Raw genomic sequence first — 18,626 nt, 5'->3', positions numbered from 1 at the left:
TCATTCCACGCGGAAGAGTCGCATGGAGGTGCCGGGGATGGGCAGGACGTCGCCGGGGGCGAACACCTCGCCGCCGTCTTGCGGGCGGTCGTCGGCGCTCGACCACAGCGAGACGAAACGCGTCGCCTCCTCGAGGTCGTCGGGCAGACGCACGTCGATGGGCGACTCCGTCCCGTGCACGATGAGGAGGATCCGATTGGCCGATTCGCGATCGGGGGTTGAGGCCGCCACATACTGCAGAGTGCGGTTACCAGGGTCCGTCCACTGCTGGCTCTCCATCGTCTCGCCGTTCTGGTCGAACCAGTCCATGACAGAGGCGTTGGGGATGTGCTCACCGAGTCGGGCGTACCGGCTGGGACGCAGGGCGGGATTCTCGGAACGGAGCTGGATGAGTCGAGCGACGTGTGCGCGCAGGTCCTCCTGCCACGGTTCCGCGTCCCAGCCGAGCCACGTCATCGACGAATCCTGGGCGTAGGCATTGTTGTTTCCGCGTTGCGTCCGACCGACCTCATCGCCGGCCGTGAGCATGGGGATCCCGGCGGACAGCAGCAGGGTGCCGAGCAGGTTGCGCATCGCTTTTCGCCGGGCAGCGAGGATCGCAGGGTCGTCGGTCGGCCCCTCGATACCATGATTGAAAGCCCGATTCATGTCGGCACCATCGCGATTCTGTTCGCCGTTCGCCTCATTGTGCTTGACGTCGTACGACACGAGGTCGTGCATGGTGAAGCCGTCGTGCGCGGTGACGAAGTTGATGCTGGCCAGCGGTCCCCGAACATCGGCGAAAGTGTTCGACGAGCCGGCGAGACGCGTCGCGAAGCCCCCGATGCCGACCGGAGCGGACGCACGACGCGCATAGTCGATGTCGCTCAGCCAGAAGTTCCTGACCCGGTCGCGGTAGCGGTCGTTCCACTCCATCCAGCCGTTCGGGAAGTTGCCGGTCTGCCAGCCGCCCATACCGACGTCCCACGGCTCGGCGATGAGCTTGGTGTCGCGGAGGATCGGATCGTTCGCGATGGCGGTGAGAAGCGGGTGCTCGGGCGTATAGGTGTGCGAGCCGTCGCGCGCGATCGCGGCCGCGAGATCGAAGCGGAAGCCGTCGATCTGCATCTCCTGCGCCCAGTAGCGCAGCGAGTCGAGCACGAGGCGCGCTCCGGCATCGGTCGAGGTGTCGAGCGTGTTGCCGCAGCCTGTCGTGTCGATGTACGCGCCTGATGCGTCCTGTCGGTAGTAGCTGGCGTTGTCGATGCCGCGCAGACTGGACCGAGGTCCACCGAGGCCCTCTTCCGACGTGTGGTTGTACACGACGTCCAGGATGACTTCGAGTCCGGCTTCGTGCAGCAGTCGCACCATGCCTTTGAACTCGGCGAGAACGGCCTCGGGGCCGCCCTTGCGTGCGTCCTCCGTGGCGTAGGCGTTGTGCGGTGTGAAGAAGTTGAGGGTGTTGTAGCCCCAGTAGTTCGTGAGGCCGCGCTCGAGCAGGCGAGGCTCCGGAACGAACGCCTGGACGGGCAGGAGCTCGATCGAGGTGATCCCGAGCGAGTGGAAGTACTCGATCATCGCGGGATGCGCGAGTCCGGCGTATGTGCCGTGCAGAGCCGGGGGCACATCGGGCTGACGCTTGGTCAGCCCCTTCAGGTGCCCTTCGTAGATCACGGTGCGGTCGAGCGGTATCCGCGGCTTGACGGACTCTCCCCAGTCGAACCCGTCGACGATCACCACGGAGCGCCACTCCTCGTAGCCGTCGCCCTGCGCGAGACCGCGAGCGTAGGGGTCGAGGAGCAGAGTCTCGGGGTTGAACGTGTTCCCCGGCCCGTGTGGCCCTCCGACGCGGATCGCATACCGGGTGCCGGGCTGGAGCAGTTCTGTCGTCACCTCCCAGATGCCGCCGGGAAGGCGTGCGAGATCGACCTGGTCGATGACCCAGTCGAGGTCGGTGGCATCGAAGACGACGAGTTCGATGGAGGACGCGTTCTGCGACCAGACGCGGAGGGTTCCGACGCCGTCGTGAAGGCGCACACCGAGGTTGTCGAGTGCAGTACCGCCGGGCACGGTGATGTCTCGGATCGCGGGCATGAGTACACCATAGAGGTCTGCGCTCGGGTCTCAGGACAGCATGCACTCAGTTCCATGTGCACGCCACTGCGCGGAAAATGGGGGAGAGTGGAGGGATGCAGCACTATCTCGACCACGCCGCGACGACGCCGCTGCGTCCCGAGGCGCGGGAGGCGTGGCTCGAAGCGAGCGAGATGGTCGGGAATGCGTCATCGACGCACGGTGCCGGCCAGGACGCGCGGCGCCTGCTCGAGGAGGCACGCGAGCGCTCGGCCGCAGTGCTCGACTGCGACCCCATCGAGGTCGTGTTCACCTCCGGGGGCACGGAGTCGATCAATCTCGCGCTTCAGGGGTTGTGGCAGGCGCGGCCGGCGGAGTCGGATGCCATCGTGATGCCGGATGCCGAGCACCACGCGACGATGGACACCGTCGAGGCCCTGGTGGCGGCAGGGGCGGTGCTGCGCGCTGTTCCGGTATATCGCTCGGCGGCCATCGACGTGGACGAGTTCACTGCCCAGCTTCCGGGCGCGGCGCTGGCGACCGCGCTCGTCGCCAACAACGAGGCCGGGACGATCAACGACGCCGCGATGCTGGCGTCGTCGACCGCGCAGGCGCTCGTTCCCCTCCATCTCGATGCGGTCGCGGCCCTCGGCCACCTACCTCTGTCGTTCCGCGCGCTGAGAGGCGATGCGCCCGACTCGGTCGGTCTGGTCGCGATGAGCGTGGCCGGACACAAGATCGGCGCGCCGGTCGGCGTCGGAGCCTTGGTGGTCGCTCGCACCGCGCGGCTCTCCGCACTCCTTCGCGGCGGCGCGCAGCAGCGCGGACTTCGCGCCGGAACGCAGGACGTGGCCGGTGCCGCGGCCTTCGCCACCGCGCTCGAGCTCGCCGAGTCGGAGCGAGAGACGGAGACCGCGCGGCTGGCGACGATGCGCGATCGGCTGATCGACGGCATCCTGGCGCGGGTGCCGCAGGCCGAGCTTCTGGGAGACGGCTCGCGACGACTTCCCGGCAACGCCCACATACTGTTTCCCGGAGCGGTGGGGGAGAGCCTGCTCTTCCTTCTCGACATGGCAGGCATCGCCGCGTCGACCGGGTCGGCCTGCCAGGCGGGCGTGGCGGAGCCATCGCATGTCGTGATGGCGATGGGGCGCAGTGAGCAGGACGCGCGCAGCGCCCTCCGATTCACGCTGGGACGCACATCGACGGACGCCGACGTCGATGCCGTCCTCGCATCCATCGGCGAGGCCTACCTGCGGGCTTCCGGCTCCGGTTCAGCCGCACGCTCGTAGACTGGTCCCATGAGGATTCTTGCGGCCATGAGTGGCGGAGTGGACTCCGCAGTCGCGGCCGCACGGGCCGTGGACGCGGGGCACGACGTCGTCGGCGTGCATCTCGCGCTGTCCCGGGCGGGCGGCACGCTGCGCACCGGAAGCCGGGGATGCTGCACGATCGAGGACGCGCTCGATGCGCGTCGTGCGGCCGATCTCCTGGGCATCCCGTTCTACGTCTGGGACTTCTCCGAGCGCTTCCGCGACGACGTGATCGCCGATTTCGTCTCGGAGTACCAGGCAGGGCGCACCCCCAATCCCTGTATGCGCTGCAATGAGAAGATCAAGTTCGCCGCCCTTCTCGAGCGCGCCATCGAGCTCGGTTTCGACGCGGTGTGCACCGGGCACTACGCGACGCTGATCCCCACGGACGCCGGTCTCGAGCTGCACAGAGCCGCGGACAACGCCAAGGATCAGTCCTATGTGCTCGGCGTACTCACCGCCGAGCAGCTCGCGCACACCTACTTCCCGCTCGGAACGACTCCGTCCAAAGCGGTCGTGCGTGCCGAGGCGGAGGAGCGTGGGCTGAGTGTCGCGCAGAAGCCCGACAGCCACGACATCTGCTTCATTCCCGACGGTGACACGCGAGGCTGGCTGGCCGAGAAGGTCGGTACCGCCACCGGTGAGATCGTCGACCGCACGGGCTCCGTCGTCGGCTCGCACGAGGGCGCGCACGCTTTCACGGTCGGTCAGCGCCGTGGTCTGAAGCTCGGCGTCCCGGCGGCCGACGGCAAGCCCCGCTTCGTGCTCGAGGTGCGGCCGGTGTCCAACACGGTGGTCGTGGGGCCGAAGGAGGCTCTCGCGACGCGTGAGATCTCGGGCGATCGATTCAGCTGGGCGGGCGCAGCGCCCGTCGACTCCGAGTTCGACTGCGAGGTGCAGATCCGCGCCCACGCCGAGCCGGAAGCAGCCCGGGCATTCGTCTCGCCCGAGGGCGTGCGCGTCGTTCCCGAGCAGCCGCTCAACGGCGTCGCGCCGGGCCAGACCGCCGTGCTGTACGTCGGAACGCGCGTGCTCGGCCAGTTCACGATCGACCGCACCGTGTCCGCAGTGCCGGTCGACGCATAGCGCCTGCCTCTCGATGTCGGCGCCCGCTCGTAGACTGGCGGGGTGCCGGAGAACATCTCGCTGGAAGACGCCCGTATCGAAGCGGACGAGCTGACCACTCGAATCCTCGAAGCGAAGGACGCGTACTACGGGCGCGACACTTCACTCGTCGATGACTTCACCTACGACGGGTGGATGCACAGGCTCGAAGAGCTGGAGCGGATGCATCCCGAGCTGCAGGGTCAGGACTCGCCCACTCAGATGGTGGGGGCGGCCGAGGCCACCGGGCTCGCCACCATCGAGCACGCGGAGCGGATGCTGAGTCTCGACAACGTGTTCTCGATCGACGAGCTCAGGGATTGGGCCGCCAAGACGCGCGCCTCTGCGGGGCGAGCTGTCGACTGGCTCACCGAACTCAAGATCGACGGCCTCGCGATCAATCTCCGCTACGAGAACGGGCGGCTGACGTCGGCGGCGACGCGGGGAGATGGGCGCGTCGGTGAGATCGTCACCGAGAACGCGCTGCGCCTTCCCGAGATCCCCCTCGAGCTCGGCGGCGAAGGTCACCCTCCCATCGTCGAGGTGCGCGGCGAGGTGTTCATTCCCGTGGCCGCCTTCGAGCGCCTGAATGCCGCACAGGCGGAGTTCCGCGACCGGGCCTACGCCGATGCTCTCGCCCGCTGGGAGGCTCGGAGCGGAGCGAAGAAGCCCTTCGACGAAGAGAAGGCGCGAACTGCTGCGGCTCGGCGGTTCCCCTCGTTCGCGAATCCGCGGAACGCCGCGAGTGGTGGCCTGCGTCAGCAGATCGACAAGAAGGACGGGCTCGAGCTCGAGGCGGGGATGCTGCGCATCGAGTCGCTCGCGCTGTACGTGCACGGCATCGGGGCCTGGGAGAATCCGCCGGTCGCCGCACAGAGTCAGGTCTACGACAAGCTGTCGGACTGGGGGCTGCCGACCAGCCCGCACACCAGGGTGTGCACGAGCATCGACGACGTGGTTGCGTTCGTCGAGTACTTCGGCGAGCACCGGCACGATATCGAGCACGAGCTGGACGGGATCGTCGTCAAGGTCGACGAGCTGTCCCTCCACGACGAGCTCGGCGCCACCAGTCGGGCGCCTCGCTGGGCGATCGCGTACAAGTACCCGCCCGAAGAGGTGCAGACGAAGCTGCTCGACATCGTCGTGTCTGTGGGTCGAACCGGCAGGGCGACGCCGTTCGCGGTGATGGCTCCCGCCCAGGTCGCGGGGAGCGTCGTCAGGCAGGCGACGCTGCACAACAAGGACGTGGTGAAAGCCAAGGGAGTGCTGATCGGCGACACCGTCGTCCTGCGCAAGGCGGGCGACGTGATCCCCGAGGTCCTCGGTCCGGTCGTCGAGAAACGCGACGGTACCGAGCGGGAGTTCGTGATGCCGATCGAATGCCCCGAGTGCGGCACGCCGCTGCGTCCGATGAAGGAGGGCGACATCGATCTGCGCTGCCCCAACGCGCGCTCGTGTCCGGCCCAGGTTCGCGGTCGTGTCGAGCACATCGGTTCGCGGGGCGCCCTCGACATCGAGGCGCTCGGAGAAGTCACGGCGGCCGCGCTCACCCAGCCGACCTCGCCGGCGACACCGCCTCTCGAGACCGAAGCCGGACTGTTCGCGCTGACGCTCGATGAGATCGTGCCGATCGAGCTCGTCGTGCGCGATGCCGAGACGGGGCTGCCCAAGGAGGACGAAGACGGTCTCGTGAAGACGAGGGCGCCATTCCGACGCAACCCGACCGCGACAGAGAAGAAGTCGGGGCTGGAGGGCCCCCAGCCCTCCTCTCAAGCTGTGACTCTGCTCGCGGAACTCGAGAAGGCGAAGACCAAGGACCTTTGGCGGCTGCTCGTCTCACTGAACATCCGTCACGTCGGGCCGGTCGCGGCGAGGGCGCTGGCGCAGTGGTTCGGTTCGCTCGACGCGATCCGCGCGGCCTCTCGCGACGAGCTCGCCGCTGTGGAAGGAGTCGGCGGCATCATCGCCGACTCCTTGCTCGCGTGGTTCGATGTCGACTGGCACCAGGACATCGTTCGTCGCTGGGCCGAGGCAGGCGTCCAGTGGGCCACGCCCGGTCATCCCGGTCCGGGCGCGGCAGTCGTCCAGGGCGGTGTGTTGGAGGGGATCACGGTCGTGGCGACCGGTTCGCTCGACGGGTACACCCGAGATGGAGCGCAGGAGGCCATCCTCAAGGCGGGCGGTAAGGCCGCGTCGAGCGTCTCCAAGAAGACGGACTTCGTCGCGGCCGGTCCCGGAGCGGGGTCGAAGCTGGGGAAGGCGGAGGAGCTCGGCATCCGCATCCTCGATGCCGCTCAGTTCCACATCCTCGTCACGGAGGGGCCGGACGCTCTGGGATGAGGCGATATGGACCGCTGATCGCCGTCTCCGGCGCGATGGCTGTGGGAGACCCGGGCCGCAACCACCTGCGTCTGACGCCTGATGCGCTCCTGATCCGCCACGGCACAGAGAACCGGGGGATCATTCCCTGGTCCCAGGTGCAGCGAGTGATCCTCGACGTGCCCACCACGCGGTTCCGTCTGCCCGGCCTCTTGAGCACGCTCGTCCTCGGCGCCCTGACGTTCCTCGCCGTGTCCGATCTCGGATTCGACCCTGAGGATGGCGCGGTCGAGCTCCTGGCAGACGGGGAAACGTCGATCGCACCGCTGAGCCGTCACCACGTCGGCGGGTACTGGACACCGACGGTGGACGGGGCACACCGGCTGCTGCAGCATCTCATCGACAACCCGGAGCAGAGAGCGTTGCTCGCGCGCCCTGAACAGCTCATCGACGTGGCCGCGCGTCTCGCTCGCCACAGGCCTTCAGGAGCCTGACGCGCAGGCTGGCCCTTCAGGATGGCTGCCCATCGGTGCACATCGAGCGCGCCGTGCCCGGACTTTCGTCCGGGCACGGCGCGCTCGATGCGTTCTACGGCTGATCAGCCCTTGTGTCGGGGCTTGCGGAACGGCTTCTCGCCTCGCTCATCGGTGCGAGCAGGACGGTCGTCACGGTCGTAGCGCGGACGGTCATCGCGGCGCTCGAACCCACCGCGGGCGCCGTCGCGAGGGCCGTCGTTACGACGGGCTCCAGGCCCACGGTCGGGCTTGATCTCGATGAGCCGACCCGAGATGCGAGTGTCCTTCAGCTTCTCCAGGACGGACGAGTCGAGGTTCGCCGGCAACTCGACGACAGTGAAGTCCGGCCGGATGTTGATCGCGCCGAAGTCATCACGACCCAGGCCGCCCTCATTCGCGAGTGCGCCGACGATCTGACGGGGCTCGACGCGGTGACGGCGTCCGACCTCGATGCGGTACGGCTTGTAGTCGCCGCGCCCACGGCGCTCGCGCGGTTCGCGGGTCTCGCGACGCTCGCGAGTGTTGCTCTCCCGCGGCGGACGGTTGTCGTACTCGACCGCTTTCGACAGGGCGTCGTCGGCCGGGTCGAGCAGCAGAGGAGTATCGCCCTGGGCGACGACAGCGAGCGCAGCTGCGACATCGGCCTCGGGCACATCGTGGTTGCGCACGTAGTGGTCGATGATGTCGCGGAACTTCTCGATGCGGGTGCTATCGCTGAGCGCGGTCGTGATTGCGTCGTCGAAGCGGGCGAGGCGCGTGGTGTTCACGTCGTCGAGGCTGGGCAGCTGCATCTGAGTGGGCTGCTGACGCGTGGCCTTCTCGATCGACTTGAGCAGGTAGCGCTCACGCGGGGTGATGAAGCTGATCGCGTCTCCGGTGCGTCCCGCGCGGCCGGTTCGGCCGATGCGGTGCACGTACGACTCGGTGTCGGTGGGGATGTCGAAGTTGATGACGTGGCTGATGCGCTCGACGTCGAGACCGCGAGCGGCCACGTCGGTCGCGACGAGGATGTCGAGCTTGCTCGCCTTGAGCTGGTTGACGCTGCGCTCACGCTGGACCTGCGGCACGTCGCCGTTGATGGCGGCGGCGGAGTATCCGCGGGCACGCAGCTTCTCGGCCAGCGTCTCGGTCTCGTTCTTCGTGCGGACGAACACGATCATGCCGTCGAAGTTCTCGACCTCGAGGATGCGAGTGAGCGCATCCACTTTCTGCGCGTACGACACCACGAGGTACCGCTGCGTGATGTTGGTACCGGTGGCGGTCTTCGACGTGATGCTGATCTCTTCGGGCTCACGCAGGTACTTCTGCGCGAGTCGGCGGATCTGCGGGGGCATGGTCGCTGAGAAGAGGGCTACCTGCTTCTCCTCGGGCGTCTGCGCGAGGATCTGCTCGACGTCTTCGGCGAAGCCCATCTTGAGCATCTCGTCGGCTTCATCGAGCACCAGGTACTGCAGCTGGGACAGGTCGAGGGTGCCCTTGGCGAGGTGGTCCATGATGCGACCGGGGGTGCCGACGATCACGTGCACGCCGCGGCGCAGCGCCGACAGCTGCACGCCGTAGCCCTGTCCGCCGTAGACGGGGAGGACGTGGACGCCCTTCATCTTCGACGCGTACGACTCGAACGCCTCGCACACCTGCAGAGCGAGCTCGCGGGTCGGAGCGAGCACGAGAGCTTGCGGGGTCTTCTGGGACACGTCGAGGCGCTCGAGCACGGGGAGCGCGAATGCCGCGGTCTTTCCCGTTCCGGTCTGCGCCATACCGACGACATCGCGACCGGAGAGCAGGGTCGGGATCGTGGCGGCTTGGATGGGGAGGGGGTCTCGTAGCCGAGGTCCTTGATGGCCTTGAGGACGGGGCCGGTGATGCCGAGCTCCTCGAATCCAGGGGTCTCGGGGGCGTCGGTGGGCACAGCGTCTTCAGGAGTCACTGACCAAGGGTAGCGCTTCGCGGGATTCCGCGCCTGTGAGGGCGCCCTCAGGAGCCGGAAGTCAGAGTGAGCAGTCTCTCCTTGACCTGGCGACGCAGCACCTTGCCGATCAGCGATTTGGGCAGCTCGTCGACGATGAACAGACGCCGCGGAACCTTATACGGGGTGAGGATGCTGCGCGCATACTCGCGGATCGCTTCGACGTCGACGTCTGCCCCCGCGTCGACGACGATCGCGGCGACGACCTCCTCGCCGGAGTGGTCGCTCGGCAGACCGACCACGGCAGCGTCCACGACCTGAGGATGCTGACGCAGAGCGCTCTCGACCTCGGTGGGGGCCACATTGAAGCCGCCGGTGATGATCAGCTCCTTGATGCGGTCGACGATCCGGATGAAACCCGCCTCATCGACCGTCACGATGTCACCGGTGCGGAACCAGCCGTCGACGAAGACCGCCTCCGTCTCCTCCGGCTTGCCGTAGTAGCCGGAGAACACCTGGGGTCCGCGCACCAGGAGCTCACCCGCGGATCCTTCAGGAACGTCGACGGTCGGGTTCTCGGGATCGACGACGCGGCATTCGGTTCCCGGAAGAGGAAGTCCCACGGTGCCGGGGACGCGGTTGTCAGCTACGGGGTTCGCCATCAACACGGGGGAGCACTCGCTGAGTCCGTACCCCTCGACGAGGAAGCCATGCGTCGCCGCCTCGAACGGCACCACGAGTTCGTGCGGCAAAGCCATGGCGCCGGAGATCGCGACCTCGATGCCGTCGAGCGAGACATCCTTCGCCTTCGCCGCCGACAGCAGGCGGTCGGCGATCGGGGGCACGAGGGGAAGGAAGGTGGCGGGGTGCTTCTTCATCACGTCGAGCACGAGATCCGGATCGAACTTCGGGAAGAGCACCAGGCGCGCACCCATGGACATCGCGAATGTCAGACAGAGCGTGAGACCGTAGGCGTGGAACATCGGCAGCACCGCGTACACGACGCAGCCCTTGCCGCGCTGGATCGACGGAACCCATGCCTGCGATTGCGCGGCGTTCGCGAGCAGGTTGCCGTGGGTCAGGGCGGCGCCCTTGGGGGTTCCCGTGGTGCCGGACGTGTACTGGATGATCGCGAGGTCGTCGGTGGCGGGCTTCGGATGAGCGGCAGGGATCGGGGCGGACTGCACCAGCGAGTCCCAGGTGACGGTTCCTCGCACCTTCTCGGTCAGAGCGGCGCGAGACTCACGGGCCTTCGCCACCGGCAGCCGGAGCGCCACACGAGTGAGAAGGGGCATCGCGCGCGTCACATCGACGGAGATGAGGTTCGTCACGGCGAGGTCGGCGGGGAACTCCTGCACCGTGGCGACGACCTTGTTCCACACGATCGCGTGCTTCGCGCCATGGTCCTCGAACTGCTTCCGCAGCTCGCGCGGGGTGTAGAGCGGGTTGTGCTCGACGACGACGGCGCCGAGACGGAGCACCGCGTAGAACGCCACGATGTGCTGCGGACAGTTCGGAAGCACGATCGCCACGGGATCGCCCGCCCGCACGCCGAGGTCGCGCAGTCCTGCGGCTGCTCGGTCGATCGCATTCTGCAGTTCTGAGTACGACGTCTCACGACCGAAGAACTGCAGGGCGGGGGCATCCGGGTAGTCGCGGGCGGACGCGGCGACGATGTCGACCAGCGATCCGGACACGGGGGAGAGGTCTTCCGGGACGCCTGCGGCATAGCTGGCGATCCATGGGCGAGGAGGCTGGTACGAGCTCACCCGCCCAGCATAGGGCGGCTTCGCCGGACTGCAGGGACCCGGTGAGCACGGCAACTAGACTGGGGCCGTGTCTGAAATCACCCCTGATCTCGTGCGTCATCTCGGCGTGCTCGCGCGCATCCAGCTCAACGACGACGAGGTGTCCCGACTCACGGGCCAGCTCGATGCCATCGTCGACAACATCGCGAAGGTGTCGGAGGTCGCAGGCCCCGACATCGCAGCGACGAGTCATCCGATTCCGCTGAGCAACGTCTACCGTCCCGATGTGGTGGGCGAGACCCTCACACACGAGCAGGTGCTCCAGAACGCGCCGGATCAGGCCGACGGCCGATTCCGCGTCACCGCGATCCTGGGAGAAGAGCAGTGAGCGACATCATCCGCATGACTGCGGCGGAGCTTGCCGATAAGCTCGCCAGCCGCGAGATCTCGAGCGTCGAGGCCACTCGCGCTCACCTCGACCGCATCGCATCCGTCGACGGCGACGTTCATGCCTTCCTGCACATCAACGAGGGTGCGCTCGAGGCGGCCGCCGCTGTCGACGCCCAGCGTGCGGCGGGTGAGCAGCTCGGCCCGATCGCCGGCGTGCCGCTCGCGATCAAGGACGTCCTCGTGACGACCGACCAGCCGACGACGAGCGGCTCGCGGATCCTCGAGGGCTACCGCTCGCCGTACGACGCCACGGTCGTCGCCCGCTCGCGCGCGGCGGGGCTGATCCCGCTCGGCAAGACCAACATGGACGAGTTCGCCATGGGGTCCTCGACAGAGCACTCCGCCTACGGTCCCACCCGCAACCCGTGGGACCTCGACCGGATCCCGGGCGGTTCCGGCGGCGGATCGGCGGCAGCAGTCGCCGCTTTCGAGGCTCCGCTGGCACTCGGCTCCGACACCGGCGGCTCGATCCGTCAGCCTGCTCATGTCACCGGCACGGTGGGCGTCAAGCCGACCTACGGCGGCGTCAGCCGCTACGGGGCCATCGCACTCGCCTCCAGCCTCGACCAGGTCGGACCCGTCACGCGTACAGTGCTCGACGCGGGTCTCCTGCACGATGCGATCGGCGGGCACGACCCGAAGGACTCCACGTCTTTGCGTGACGTGTGGCCCTCATTCGCTGACGCGGCCCGTGAGGGCGCGCGCGGTGACGTGCTCAAGGGGCTCAAGGTCGGTGTCATCCGAGAGCTGCCGGACAGCGGGTTCCAGCCCGGTGTCGCGGAATCGTTCCGCAGCGCGCTCGCGATGATGGAGGCGCAGGGCGCGGAGATCGTCGAGATCGGCGCTCCGCACTTCGAGTACGGCGTCGCGGCCTACTACCTGATCCTGCCTGCAGAGGCGTCGAGCAACCTCGCGAAGTTCGACTCGGTGCGCTTCGGCCTGCGCGTCACGCCCCACGGCACCCCCACCGTCGAGGACGTCATGTCCGCCACGCGTGACGCCGGGTTCGGCGACGAGGTGAAGCGACGCATCATCCTCGGCACCTACGCGCTGTCGGCCGGCTACTACGACGCGTACTACGGCAGTGCTCAGAAGGTGCGCACGCTCATTCAGCAGGACTTCGCGAACGCCTTCGCGGAGGTCGACGTCATCGCGACGCCCTCGGCTCCGACCACTGCGTTCAAGATCGGCGAGAAGATCGACGATCCGCTGCAGATGTATCTGAACGACATCACGACCATTCCCGTCAACCTCGCGGGCGTTCCCGGCATCTCGGTCCCCAGCGGACTCGCGTCGGAAGACGGATTGCCCGTCGGCATCCAGTTCATCGCACCGGCGCGGGAGGATGCGCGACTCTACAAGGTGGGCGCCGCCGTCGAGACGCTGCTCGTCGATTCGTGGGGAGCGCCGCTTCTCACGCGTGCACCCCAGCTCGTGGGAGGGACCCGCTGATGGCCACCGCCAAGCTCATGGACTTTGACAAGGCGCTCGAACTGTACGAGCCCGTGCTCGGGTTCGAGGTCCACGTCGAGCTCAACACGCACACCAAGATGTTCTCGGACGCGCCGAACCCGGCGAACGAGCTCTACCACGCCGCCGAGCCCAACACGCTGATCGCGCCGGTGGATCTGGGCCTGCCCGGATCGCTCCCGGTCGTGAACGAGACGGCGATCCGTTCGTCGATCAGTCTCGGTCTCGCTCTCGGATGCTCGATCGCACCGTCGAGCCGCTTCGCCCGGAAGAACTACTTCTACCCGGATCTCGGCAAGAACTACCAGATCTCCCAGTACGACGAGCCGATCGCGTTCGAGGGTTCCGTCGAGGTGGAGCTCGAGGACGGCACGATCGTGCAGATCCCCATCGAGCGCGCCCACATGGAGGAGGACGCCGGCAAGCTCACCCATATGGGTGGCGCGACCGGACGCATCCAGGGAGCCGAATACTCGCTCGTCGACTACAACCGTGCCGGTGTGCCGCTCGTCGAGATCGTGACGAAGACGATCTTCGGCACCGAGCACCGCGCCCCCGAGGTCGCCAAGGCATACGTCGCGACGATCCGTGACATCGTGCGCAGCCTCGGGATCTCCGAAGCGCGTCTGGAACGAGGCAACCTGCGCTGCGACGCGAACGTGTCGCTGCGTCCCCGCGGACAGGAGAAGCTGGGCACCCGCACCGAGACGAAGAACGTCAACTCGATGCGCTCGGTCGAGCGTGCCGTCCGGTACGAGATCCAGCGTCAGGCGCAGATCCTCGCCGATGGCGGGACCATCACTCAGGAGACGCGACACTGGCACGAGGACACCGGGACGACCTCGCCCGGTCGTCCGAAGTCGGATGCGGACGACTATCGCTACTTCCCTGAGCCCGACCTCCTCCCGGTGGAGCCTGCAGCAGAGCTGATCGAAGCCCTGCGTGCCGAGCTCCCGGAACAGCCCGTCGCCCGTCGACGCCGTCTGATGGCCGAGTGGGGCTTCACGGACCTGGAGTTCCAGGACGTGCGCAACGGAGGGCTGCTGGAGGTCGTCGAAGCGACGATCGCCGCCGGCGCGACTCCGGCGACGTCCCGGAAGTGGTGGACGGGCGAGATCACGCGCCTCGCCAACTCGCAGGAGAAGGACGTCACCGAGCTGGTCTCGCCCGAGAACGTCGCGGCCCTGCAGAAGCTCGTCGACGCCGGAACGCTCACCGACAAGCTCGCGCGTCAGGTGCTCGAGGGCGTCATCGCGGGCGAGGGCACGCCTCAGGAGGTCGTCGACGGCCGCGGACTCGCGGTCGTCTCGGATGACGGTGCGCTGATCGCAGCGATCGACGACGCACTCGCAGCGCAGCCCGATGTGCTGGCCAAGATCAAGGACGGCAAGGTCCAGGCCGCCGGGGCCGTTATCGGCGCTGTGATGAAGGCGATGAAGGGCCAGGCGGACGCCGCCCGTGTCCGCGAACTCGTCCTCGAGCGCGCTGCGCAGTAACCGGTTCCCCCGGGCCTCATGTCCGAGGCCCGGGGGAGAATGGTGTCATGGGTCACGGTGACGGCAGAGGGCGCATCGTGTCGTCCGCGGATGCCGACGACACCGGCACGAGCATCCTGCACGTCGATATGGATGCGTTCTACGCGGCCGTCGAGGTGCTCGATGATCCGAGCCTGCGAGGACTGCCGTTGATCATCGGAGCGCCTGACGGTCGCTCGGTGGTGTCGAGCGCCTCGTACGAGGCTCGTCGCTACGGCGTTCGCGCAGCTATGCCGGTCTCTCAGGCTCTGCGCCTGTGTCCTTCTGCGCGCATCGTCCCTCCGCATTTCCATCGATACCACGCCGTCTCGCGACAGGTCATGGCGATCTTCGAGTCGTTCACGCCTCTCGTCGAGCCGCTCTCTGTCGACGAGGCGTTTCTCGATGTGCGGGGCGTCCGACGTCTGTGGGGGAGCCCTGCGAGAATCGCGCACCTCGTTCGCGAGCGAGTCAGAGAAGAGGTCGGGATCACCTGCAGCGTCGGCGTCGCTGCGACCAAGTATGTGGCGAAGATGGCCTCGACGATCTCGAAACCTGACGGGATGCTGGTCATCGCCGCATCGGAAACCCAGGACTTCCTCGATCCGCGCCCAGTGCGTGCGATGTGGGGTGTGGGCCCGAAAGCCGCCGAAGCGCTGGAGGGACGAGGAATTCGCACAGTGCGGGACATCCGCACCTCGTCGCAGGCGATTCTCGACCGTGCCGTCGGACCGGCTCTGAGCGCTCGGCTCTCGGAACTCGCCCGCGGGGAGGACCCCCGTGCAGTCGAGACCGAGCGGGTGGAGAAGAGCATCGGGCACGAGGAGACCTTCGACACGGACATCATGGACCGATCGTTCCTCAGGGCTGAACTGCTGCGCCTCGCGGACCGCGTCGCGGCGCGTCTGCGGAAAGCAGAGTGGGAGACCTCGACCGTCGCCATCAAGATCAGGTTCGACGACTTCCGCACCATCAGCCGTTCACAGACGCTCCCGGAACCCACCGCGGTGGGGCAGCGCATCGGCGAAGCGGCTCAGACACTCTTCGATCAGATCGAGCGACGCGATCCTGTGCGGCTCGTCGGGGTGCGCGCAGAGAAGCTGCGTCCCGCCGGCGGTGGCGGGTTCGGCCTGTGGGACGACGATGAGGACTGGCGACGCGTCGAGGGCGCGGTCGACGACGCCGTGGCACGGTTCGGGAGCGCCACGATCAGTCGAGCGCGCCACATAGGGCGCGGTGACGGTCGCGGTGCTGCCCAGCATCCCAAGGCCCATGGACTGGATTGACGCTTGTCGCGGACGATTCCTGGACTAGCGTGGAGCCATGCCCAACATTGCACTGGAACTCGGAAAGCAGGCCGCCGCGTTCGGCGTGAAGAGCGCGTACGGCGAACAGCAGGATGTCGATGGAGTGAGCATCACTCCTGTCGCTTTCACCTACTCCGGCTTCGGCGGAGGCAGCGGTGACGGCGCCGAAGGCGGTGGTGGCGGCGGTGTCTCCGTTCCGGTCGGCGTCTACGTCCGCCGCGAGGAGGGACTCCGATTCGAGCCCAACATCGTGACGCTGCTCGTCGTCGCCGTGCCGTTCATCTGGGTCACCGGGCGCGCGCTCTCTCGCATCATCCGTGCACTCAAGAAGTGACGACCCGGTCGCTGTCGCGCTCGAGCGCGCAGCGACCCAGATCGTCGAGGACATCCGGATGCTGTCTGCGGCCAATCCGGTCGTCCTCATCGACGGTCGCAGCGGTGCCGGTAAGACGACTCTCGCCCGGATGCTCGTCCAGCGCTGGCCGATCGCCGGACGGGTGCAGCTCGTCGCTCTCGACTCCATCTACCCCGGTTGGGACGGCCTCAGCGACGGAGTGGAGCGAGCACTGAACGGTATTCTGCGTCCGCATGGTCGCGGGTACCTCGGGGAGTGGCGACGCTGGGACTGGGCGAAGGGCGCCGAGGCTGAGACTCACGCGGTAGACCCCTCGCTGGGCGTGCTCATCGAGGGGAGCGGGATACTGACGCCGGCCACTGCGGCGATCGCGGACGTGCGCGTCTGGATCGAGTCCGCCGAAACCGGCCGCAAGGCGCGGGCTCTGGCGCGGGATGGCGACACGTATCGGCCTCATTGGGAGCAGTGGGCGCGGCAGGAAAGCGATCACATCGCGCGCGATGATCCCCGCTCCCTGGCGACCAGGGTCATCGAAGTGCCGTAGCTCAGAGAAGGCGGTCCGCCGCTTCGACAGTCAGCTCAAGACGATATCCGAGCCAGTCGTAGACGCCGTACCTCGGGTCGTCGGGATCATGATCGTCATCGGTCTGGATGCCGAGACGCTCGGCGATGACGAGTCGGAGGGCGGTGAGCGTGCGCATCCACGCGTCGACATCAGACAGGGGAATGTCGAGATCGTGCTCTGCGAAGGCTTCGTCCCGGGGCATGTCGCCGAGGTCCCCGCGCATCCCGGCGAGTGCGGTACGGACGATGTCCGCGTCCAGAGCGCGTCGATCCAAGAGATCGTCTCGGGTCGCGTCACGGAACGCGCGCGACGAGTCTTCGTCTTCGGGATAGGGGTCTGGAATCAGGCGACCGATCGCGGGATCCTCGACGTCGCGGTTCGCTCCCACGAGTTCACGGAAGTCGTCGACCAGGTGCACCAGCTGCGCACCCTCGACGCGGGCCATCCGCACCCGTACGGTCAGGTCGGTCACCTCGAAGCCTTTCGGACGGTCGCCCAGAGGCCGTAGTCGTGCATCGCCTGCGCGTGCACCTCCATCGTCTCGCGCGGGCCCGTAGCGACGATGGCCTGACCGTCGTGGTGCACCTGTCGCATCAGCATCGTGGCTCGCTCGAGCGAATATCCGAAATAGGTGCGGAAGACCCGCACGACGTAGCTCATCAGATTCACCGGGTCGTTCCACACGACGACCTCCCAGGGCTCGAGCGGGGCGGCCGAGAGATCGAGCTGTTCGTCGATGTCAGGTGTGGCGAGGGGACTCATGCCCACCCCAGCGTGTGGAGCTGCTCGTCGTCGATGCCGTAGAAGTGCGCGATCTCGTGCACGAGGGTCGTATGGATCTCGTCGCGAAGCTCGTCATCGCTGTCGCAGGCGGCCAGATGAGACTCGCGATAGACGACGATCCGATCCGGGAGCTCCCCGGAGCCGTATTGCGTTCGCTCCGTCAGGGCCAAGCCGTCATAGAGTCCGAGCAGGTCGAGGCTTCCATCCTCCGGACGATCCTCGACGACGAACACCACGTTCTCCAGCCCGTCGACCAACTCGTCGGGCAGGCGATCGAGCTCGTCGATCACGAGCTCTTCGAAGTCCGCTGCATCCATCTCCATCAGCTCCAGCCTATTGCCGGCTGGGGGAGCTGCGTGTCAGTGGAGGAAGACGAGGAGGCCCGCGACGGCGATGAAGAGGACGCCGAAGACACTGTTGAGCGTCCGCTGCCCCCGCGAGGATCTCGTGAGCCTGCGGAACGGTCCGGCCGCTGTGGCAAAGAATCCCCACATCACCACGATGTCGACGATGATGACGGTGCCGATGAGAGTGAGGTACTGGGGGAGTTGGGGCTCGTCCAGTCGGATGAACTGCGGGATGAAGGCGAGGAAGAAGACGATCGCCTTGGGATTGAGCAGGTTGACCCAGAATCCGCGTCTGATCATCGACCAGTGGCCCTCGTGCAGGTCGACGACCGTCCCGTCTTCATCGGCGGCACGTCGAGGCCTCGTGAGGATCAGTCGGATTCCGAGGAAGACCAGGTACGCCGCGCCGGCATACCTGATCACGTTGAAGAGGACTTCGGACTGCGAGACGAGAAGCCCCAGGCCGGCGGCGACGATCACGACATGGAGGATGAGAGCCAGCTGCTGCCCGAGGATGCCCCAGATCGATCGGCGCCAGCCCTGACTCAGAGCGTTCGACATCGTGTTGATCGCACCGGCGCCCGGTGTGAAGCTGATCACCACGCAGGCGGTCAGAAGCGAGAACCACACGGCGAGCGACACCCCGCAATCCTAGGGGCAGCTCAGCGTGCTCTCGATCACGGCCGCCTGGGCTTCAGGACCGCGGCGTCATCCGACGAGGAGAACAGAAGAAGGTCCGAGTCTCTCGACTCGGACCTTCTTCTGAGTGGGGTGAGTAACGGGACTCGAACCCGCGACATCCGGCACCACAAGCCAGCGCTCTACCAGCTGAGCTATACCCACCATGTGCCAATCGCGATTGGCAACCAGACGAGTCT

Annotated in this window: 16 protein-coding genes, 1 tRNA gene and 1 pseudogene; 10 read left to right on the top strand and 8 right to left on the bottom strand. The window is 67.2% G+C overall.

Going from position 1 to position 18,626, the window contains the following annotated elements; genetic code table 11:
- Positions 1 to 2,073 (bottom strand): glycogen debranching protein GlgX, encoded by a 2,073-nt coding sequence (glgX, locus tag ACZZ93_RS02970; protein ID WP_053096005.1) that lies wholly within the window; start codon positions 2,071 to 2,073, stop codon positions 1 to 3.
- Positions 2,074 to 2,168: 95 nt separating this feature from the next.
- Between glgX and ACZZ93_RS02965 the strand changes: the two genes are divergently transcribed.
- The 4 genes from ACZZ93_RS02965 to ACZZ93_RS02950 are packed head-to-tail and all read left to right on the top strand — an operon-like array spanning position 2,169 to position 7,282.
- A complete protein-coding gene (locus ACZZ93_RS02965) occupies positions 2,169 to 3,344 on the top strand; it encodes a cysteine desulfurase family protein (RefSeq protein WP_056278682.1) in 1,176 nt (391 codons plus the stop codon).
- A gap of 9 nt (positions 3,345 to 3,353) precedes the next feature.
- Complete coding sequence (mnmA, locus tag ACZZ93_RS02960; protein ID WP_187249587.1) at positions 3,354 to 4,451, top strand: tRNA 2-thiouridine(34) synthase MnmA; 1,098 nt, start codon at positions 3,354 to 3,356, stop codon at positions 4,449 to 4,451.
- Between the two features lie 42 nt (positions 4,452 to 4,493).
- Positions 4,494 to 6,809 (top strand): NAD-dependent DNA ligase LigA, encoded by a 2,316-nt coding sequence (ligA, locus tag ACZZ93_RS02955; protein WP_463510437.1) that lies wholly within the window; start codon positions 4,494 to 4,496, stop codon positions 6,807 to 6,809.
- The gene (locus tag ACZZ93_RS02950; protein WP_056278684.1) at positions 6,806 to 7,282 is read left to right on the top strand and encodes a hypothetical protein; all 477 of its coding nucleotides are present in this window, start codon (positions 6,806 to 6,808) and stop codon (positions 7,280 to 7,282) included. The genes ligA and ACZZ93_RS02950 overlap by 4 nt, the downstream gene beginning before the upstream one ends.
- Before the next feature lie 104 nt (positions 7,283 to 7,386).
- On the opposite strand, the pseudogene ACZZ93_RS02945 reads toward ACZZ93_RS02950, so the two are convergent.
- Both ACZZ93_RS02945 and ACZZ93_RS02940 read right to left on the bottom strand, forming a co-directional pair.
- Positions 7,387 to 9,230: pseudogene (locus tag ACZZ93_RS02945) on the bottom strand (DEAD/DEAH box helicase).
- Positions 9,231 to 9,277: 47 nt separating this feature from the next.
- Positions 9,278 to 10,978: a long-chain-fatty-acid--CoA ligase gene (locus ACZZ93_RS02940; RefSeq protein ID WP_053096011.1), complete on the bottom strand. Its 1,701-nt coding sequence runs from the start codon at positions 10,976 to 10,978 to the stop codon at positions 9,278 to 9,280.
- Positions 10,979 to 11,045: 67 nt separating this feature from the next.
- Between ACZZ93_RS02940 and gatC the strand changes: the two genes are divergently transcribed.
- The 6 genes from gatC to ACZZ93_RS02910 are packed head-to-tail and all read left to right on the top strand — an operon-like array spanning position 11,046 to position 16,597.
- Positions 11,046 to 11,345 carry an Asp-tRNA(Asn)/Glu-tRNA(Gln) amidotransferase subunit GatC gene (gene gatC, locus ACZZ93_RS02935; RefSeq protein WP_053096012.1) on the top strand — a complete coding sequence of 100 codons (300 nt, stop codon included), beginning with the start codon at positions 11,046 to 11,048 and terminating at the stop codon, positions 11,343 to 11,345.
- Positions 11,342 to 12,859, top strand: coding sequence for an Asp-tRNA(Asn)/Glu-tRNA(Gln) amidotransferase subunit GatA (gene gatA, locus ACZZ93_RS02930; RefSeq protein WP_463510436.1), 1,518 nt, complete (start codon positions 11,342 to 11,344; stop codon positions 12,857 to 12,859). The genes gatC and gatA overlap by 4 nt, the downstream gene beginning before the upstream one ends.
- Positions 12,859 to 14,373, top strand: a complete 1,515-nt coding sequence (gene gatB / locus ACZZ93_RS02925; protein ID WP_447647755.1) for an Asp-tRNA(Asn)/Glu-tRNA(Gln) amidotransferase subunit GatB — start codon at positions 12,859 to 12,861, stop codon at positions 14,371 to 14,373. Before gatA ends, gatB begins: the two co-directional genes overlap by 1 nt.
- Before the next feature lie 47 nt (positions 14,374 to 14,420).
- Complete coding sequence (gene dinB, locus ACZZ93_RS02920; protein ID WP_463510435.1) at positions 14,421 to 15,677, top strand: DNA polymerase IV; 1,257 nt, start codon at positions 14,421 to 14,423, stop codon at positions 15,675 to 15,677.
- 37 nt (positions 15,678 to 15,714) lie between these two features.
- Entirely contained in the window at positions 15,715 to 16,032 is a 318-nt protein-coding gene (locus ACZZ93_RS02915; protein ID WP_053096016.1) for a hypothetical protein, read from the top strand.
- Positions 16,016 to 16,597 (top strand): nucleoside/nucleotide kinase family protein, encoded by a 582-nt coding sequence (locus tag ACZZ93_RS02910; RefSeq protein ID WP_400340981.1) that lies wholly within the window; start codon positions 16,016 to 16,018, stop codon positions 16,595 to 16,597. The genes ACZZ93_RS02915 and ACZZ93_RS02910 overlap by 17 nt, the downstream gene beginning before the upstream one ends.
- Position 16,598: 1 nt before the next feature.
- On the opposite strand, the gene ACZZ93_RS02905 is transcribed toward ACZZ93_RS02910, so the two are convergent.
- The 5 genes from ACZZ93_RS02905 to ACZZ93_RS02885 form a co-directional block, all read right to left on the bottom strand.
- Complete coding sequence (locus ACZZ93_RS02905) at positions 16,599 to 17,090, bottom strand: DUF2017 family protein (RefSeq protein ID WP_053096018.1); 492 nt, start codon at positions 17,088 to 17,090, stop codon at positions 16,599 to 16,601.
- Positions 17,087 to 17,380, bottom strand: a complete 294-nt coding sequence (clpS, locus tag ACZZ93_RS02900) for an ATP-dependent Clp protease adapter ClpS (protein ID WP_053096019.1) — start codon at positions 17,378 to 17,380, stop codon at positions 17,087 to 17,089. The genes ACZZ93_RS02905 and clpS overlap by 4 nt, the downstream gene beginning before the upstream one ends.
- Positions 17,377 to 17,724 carry a metallopeptidase family protein gene (locus ACZZ93_RS02895; RefSeq protein ID WP_400340982.1) on the bottom strand — a complete coding sequence of 116 codons (348 nt, stop codon included), beginning with the start codon at positions 17,722 to 17,724 and terminating at the stop codon, positions 17,377 to 17,379. The genes clpS and ACZZ93_RS02895 overlap by 4 nt, the downstream gene beginning before the upstream one ends.
- 36 nt (positions 17,725 to 17,760) lie before the next feature.
- The gene (locus ACZZ93_RS02890) at positions 17,761 to 18,390 is read right to left on the bottom strand and encodes a LysE family transporter (RefSeq protein WP_187249615.1); all 630 of its coding nucleotides are present in this window, start codon (positions 18,388 to 18,390) and stop codon (positions 17,761 to 17,763) included.
- A 125-nt stretch (positions 18,391 to 18,515) separates the two neighbouring features.
- Positions 18,516 to 18,591, bottom strand: a tRNA-His gene (locus ACZZ93_RS02885).
- Positions 18,592 to 18,626 lie beyond the last annotated feature (35 nt).

The sequence above is a fragment of the Microbacterium sp. AC026 genome (genome assembly GCF_979258475.1).
Note: the sequence above shows the minus strand (reverse complement) of the source record. Positions and strands in the feature narration are given on the sequence as shown.

Coding starts and splice junctions, on each gene's coding strand:
- glgX (WP_053096005.1), bottom strand. CDS start 2,073: ATGCCCGCGATCCGAGACATCACCGTGCCCGGCGGTACTGCACTCGAC.
- clpS (WP_053096019.1), bottom strand. CDS start 17,380: ATGAGTCCCCTCGCCACACCTGACATCGACGAACAGCTCGATCTCTCG.
- ACZZ93_RS02895 (WP_400340982.1), bottom strand. CDS start 17,724: ATGGAGATGGATGCAGCGGACTTCGAAGAGCTCGTGATCGACGAGCTC.
- ACZZ93_RS02950 (WP_056278684.1), top strand. CDS start 6,806: ATGAGGCGATATGGACCGCTGATCGCCGTCTCCGGCGCGATGGCTGTG.
- dinB (WP_463510435.1), top strand. CDS start 14,421: ATGGGTCACGGTGACGGCAGAGGGCGCATCGTGTCGTCCGCGGATGCC.
- ACZZ93_RS02965 (WP_056278682.1), top strand. CDS start 2,169: ATGCAGCACTATCTCGACCACGCCGCGACGACGCCGCTGCGTCCCGAG.
- gatB (WP_447647755.1), top strand. CDS start 12,859: ATGGCCACCGCCAAGCTCATGGACTTTGACAAGGCGCTCGAACTGTAC.
- mnmA (WP_187249587.1), top strand. CDS start 3,354: ATGAGGATTCTTGCGGCCATGAGTGGCGGAGTGGACTCCGCAGTCGCG.
- ACZZ93_RS02915 (WP_053096016.1), top strand. CDS start 15,715: ATGCCCAACATTGCACTGGAACTCGGAAAGCAGGCCGCCGCGTTCGGC.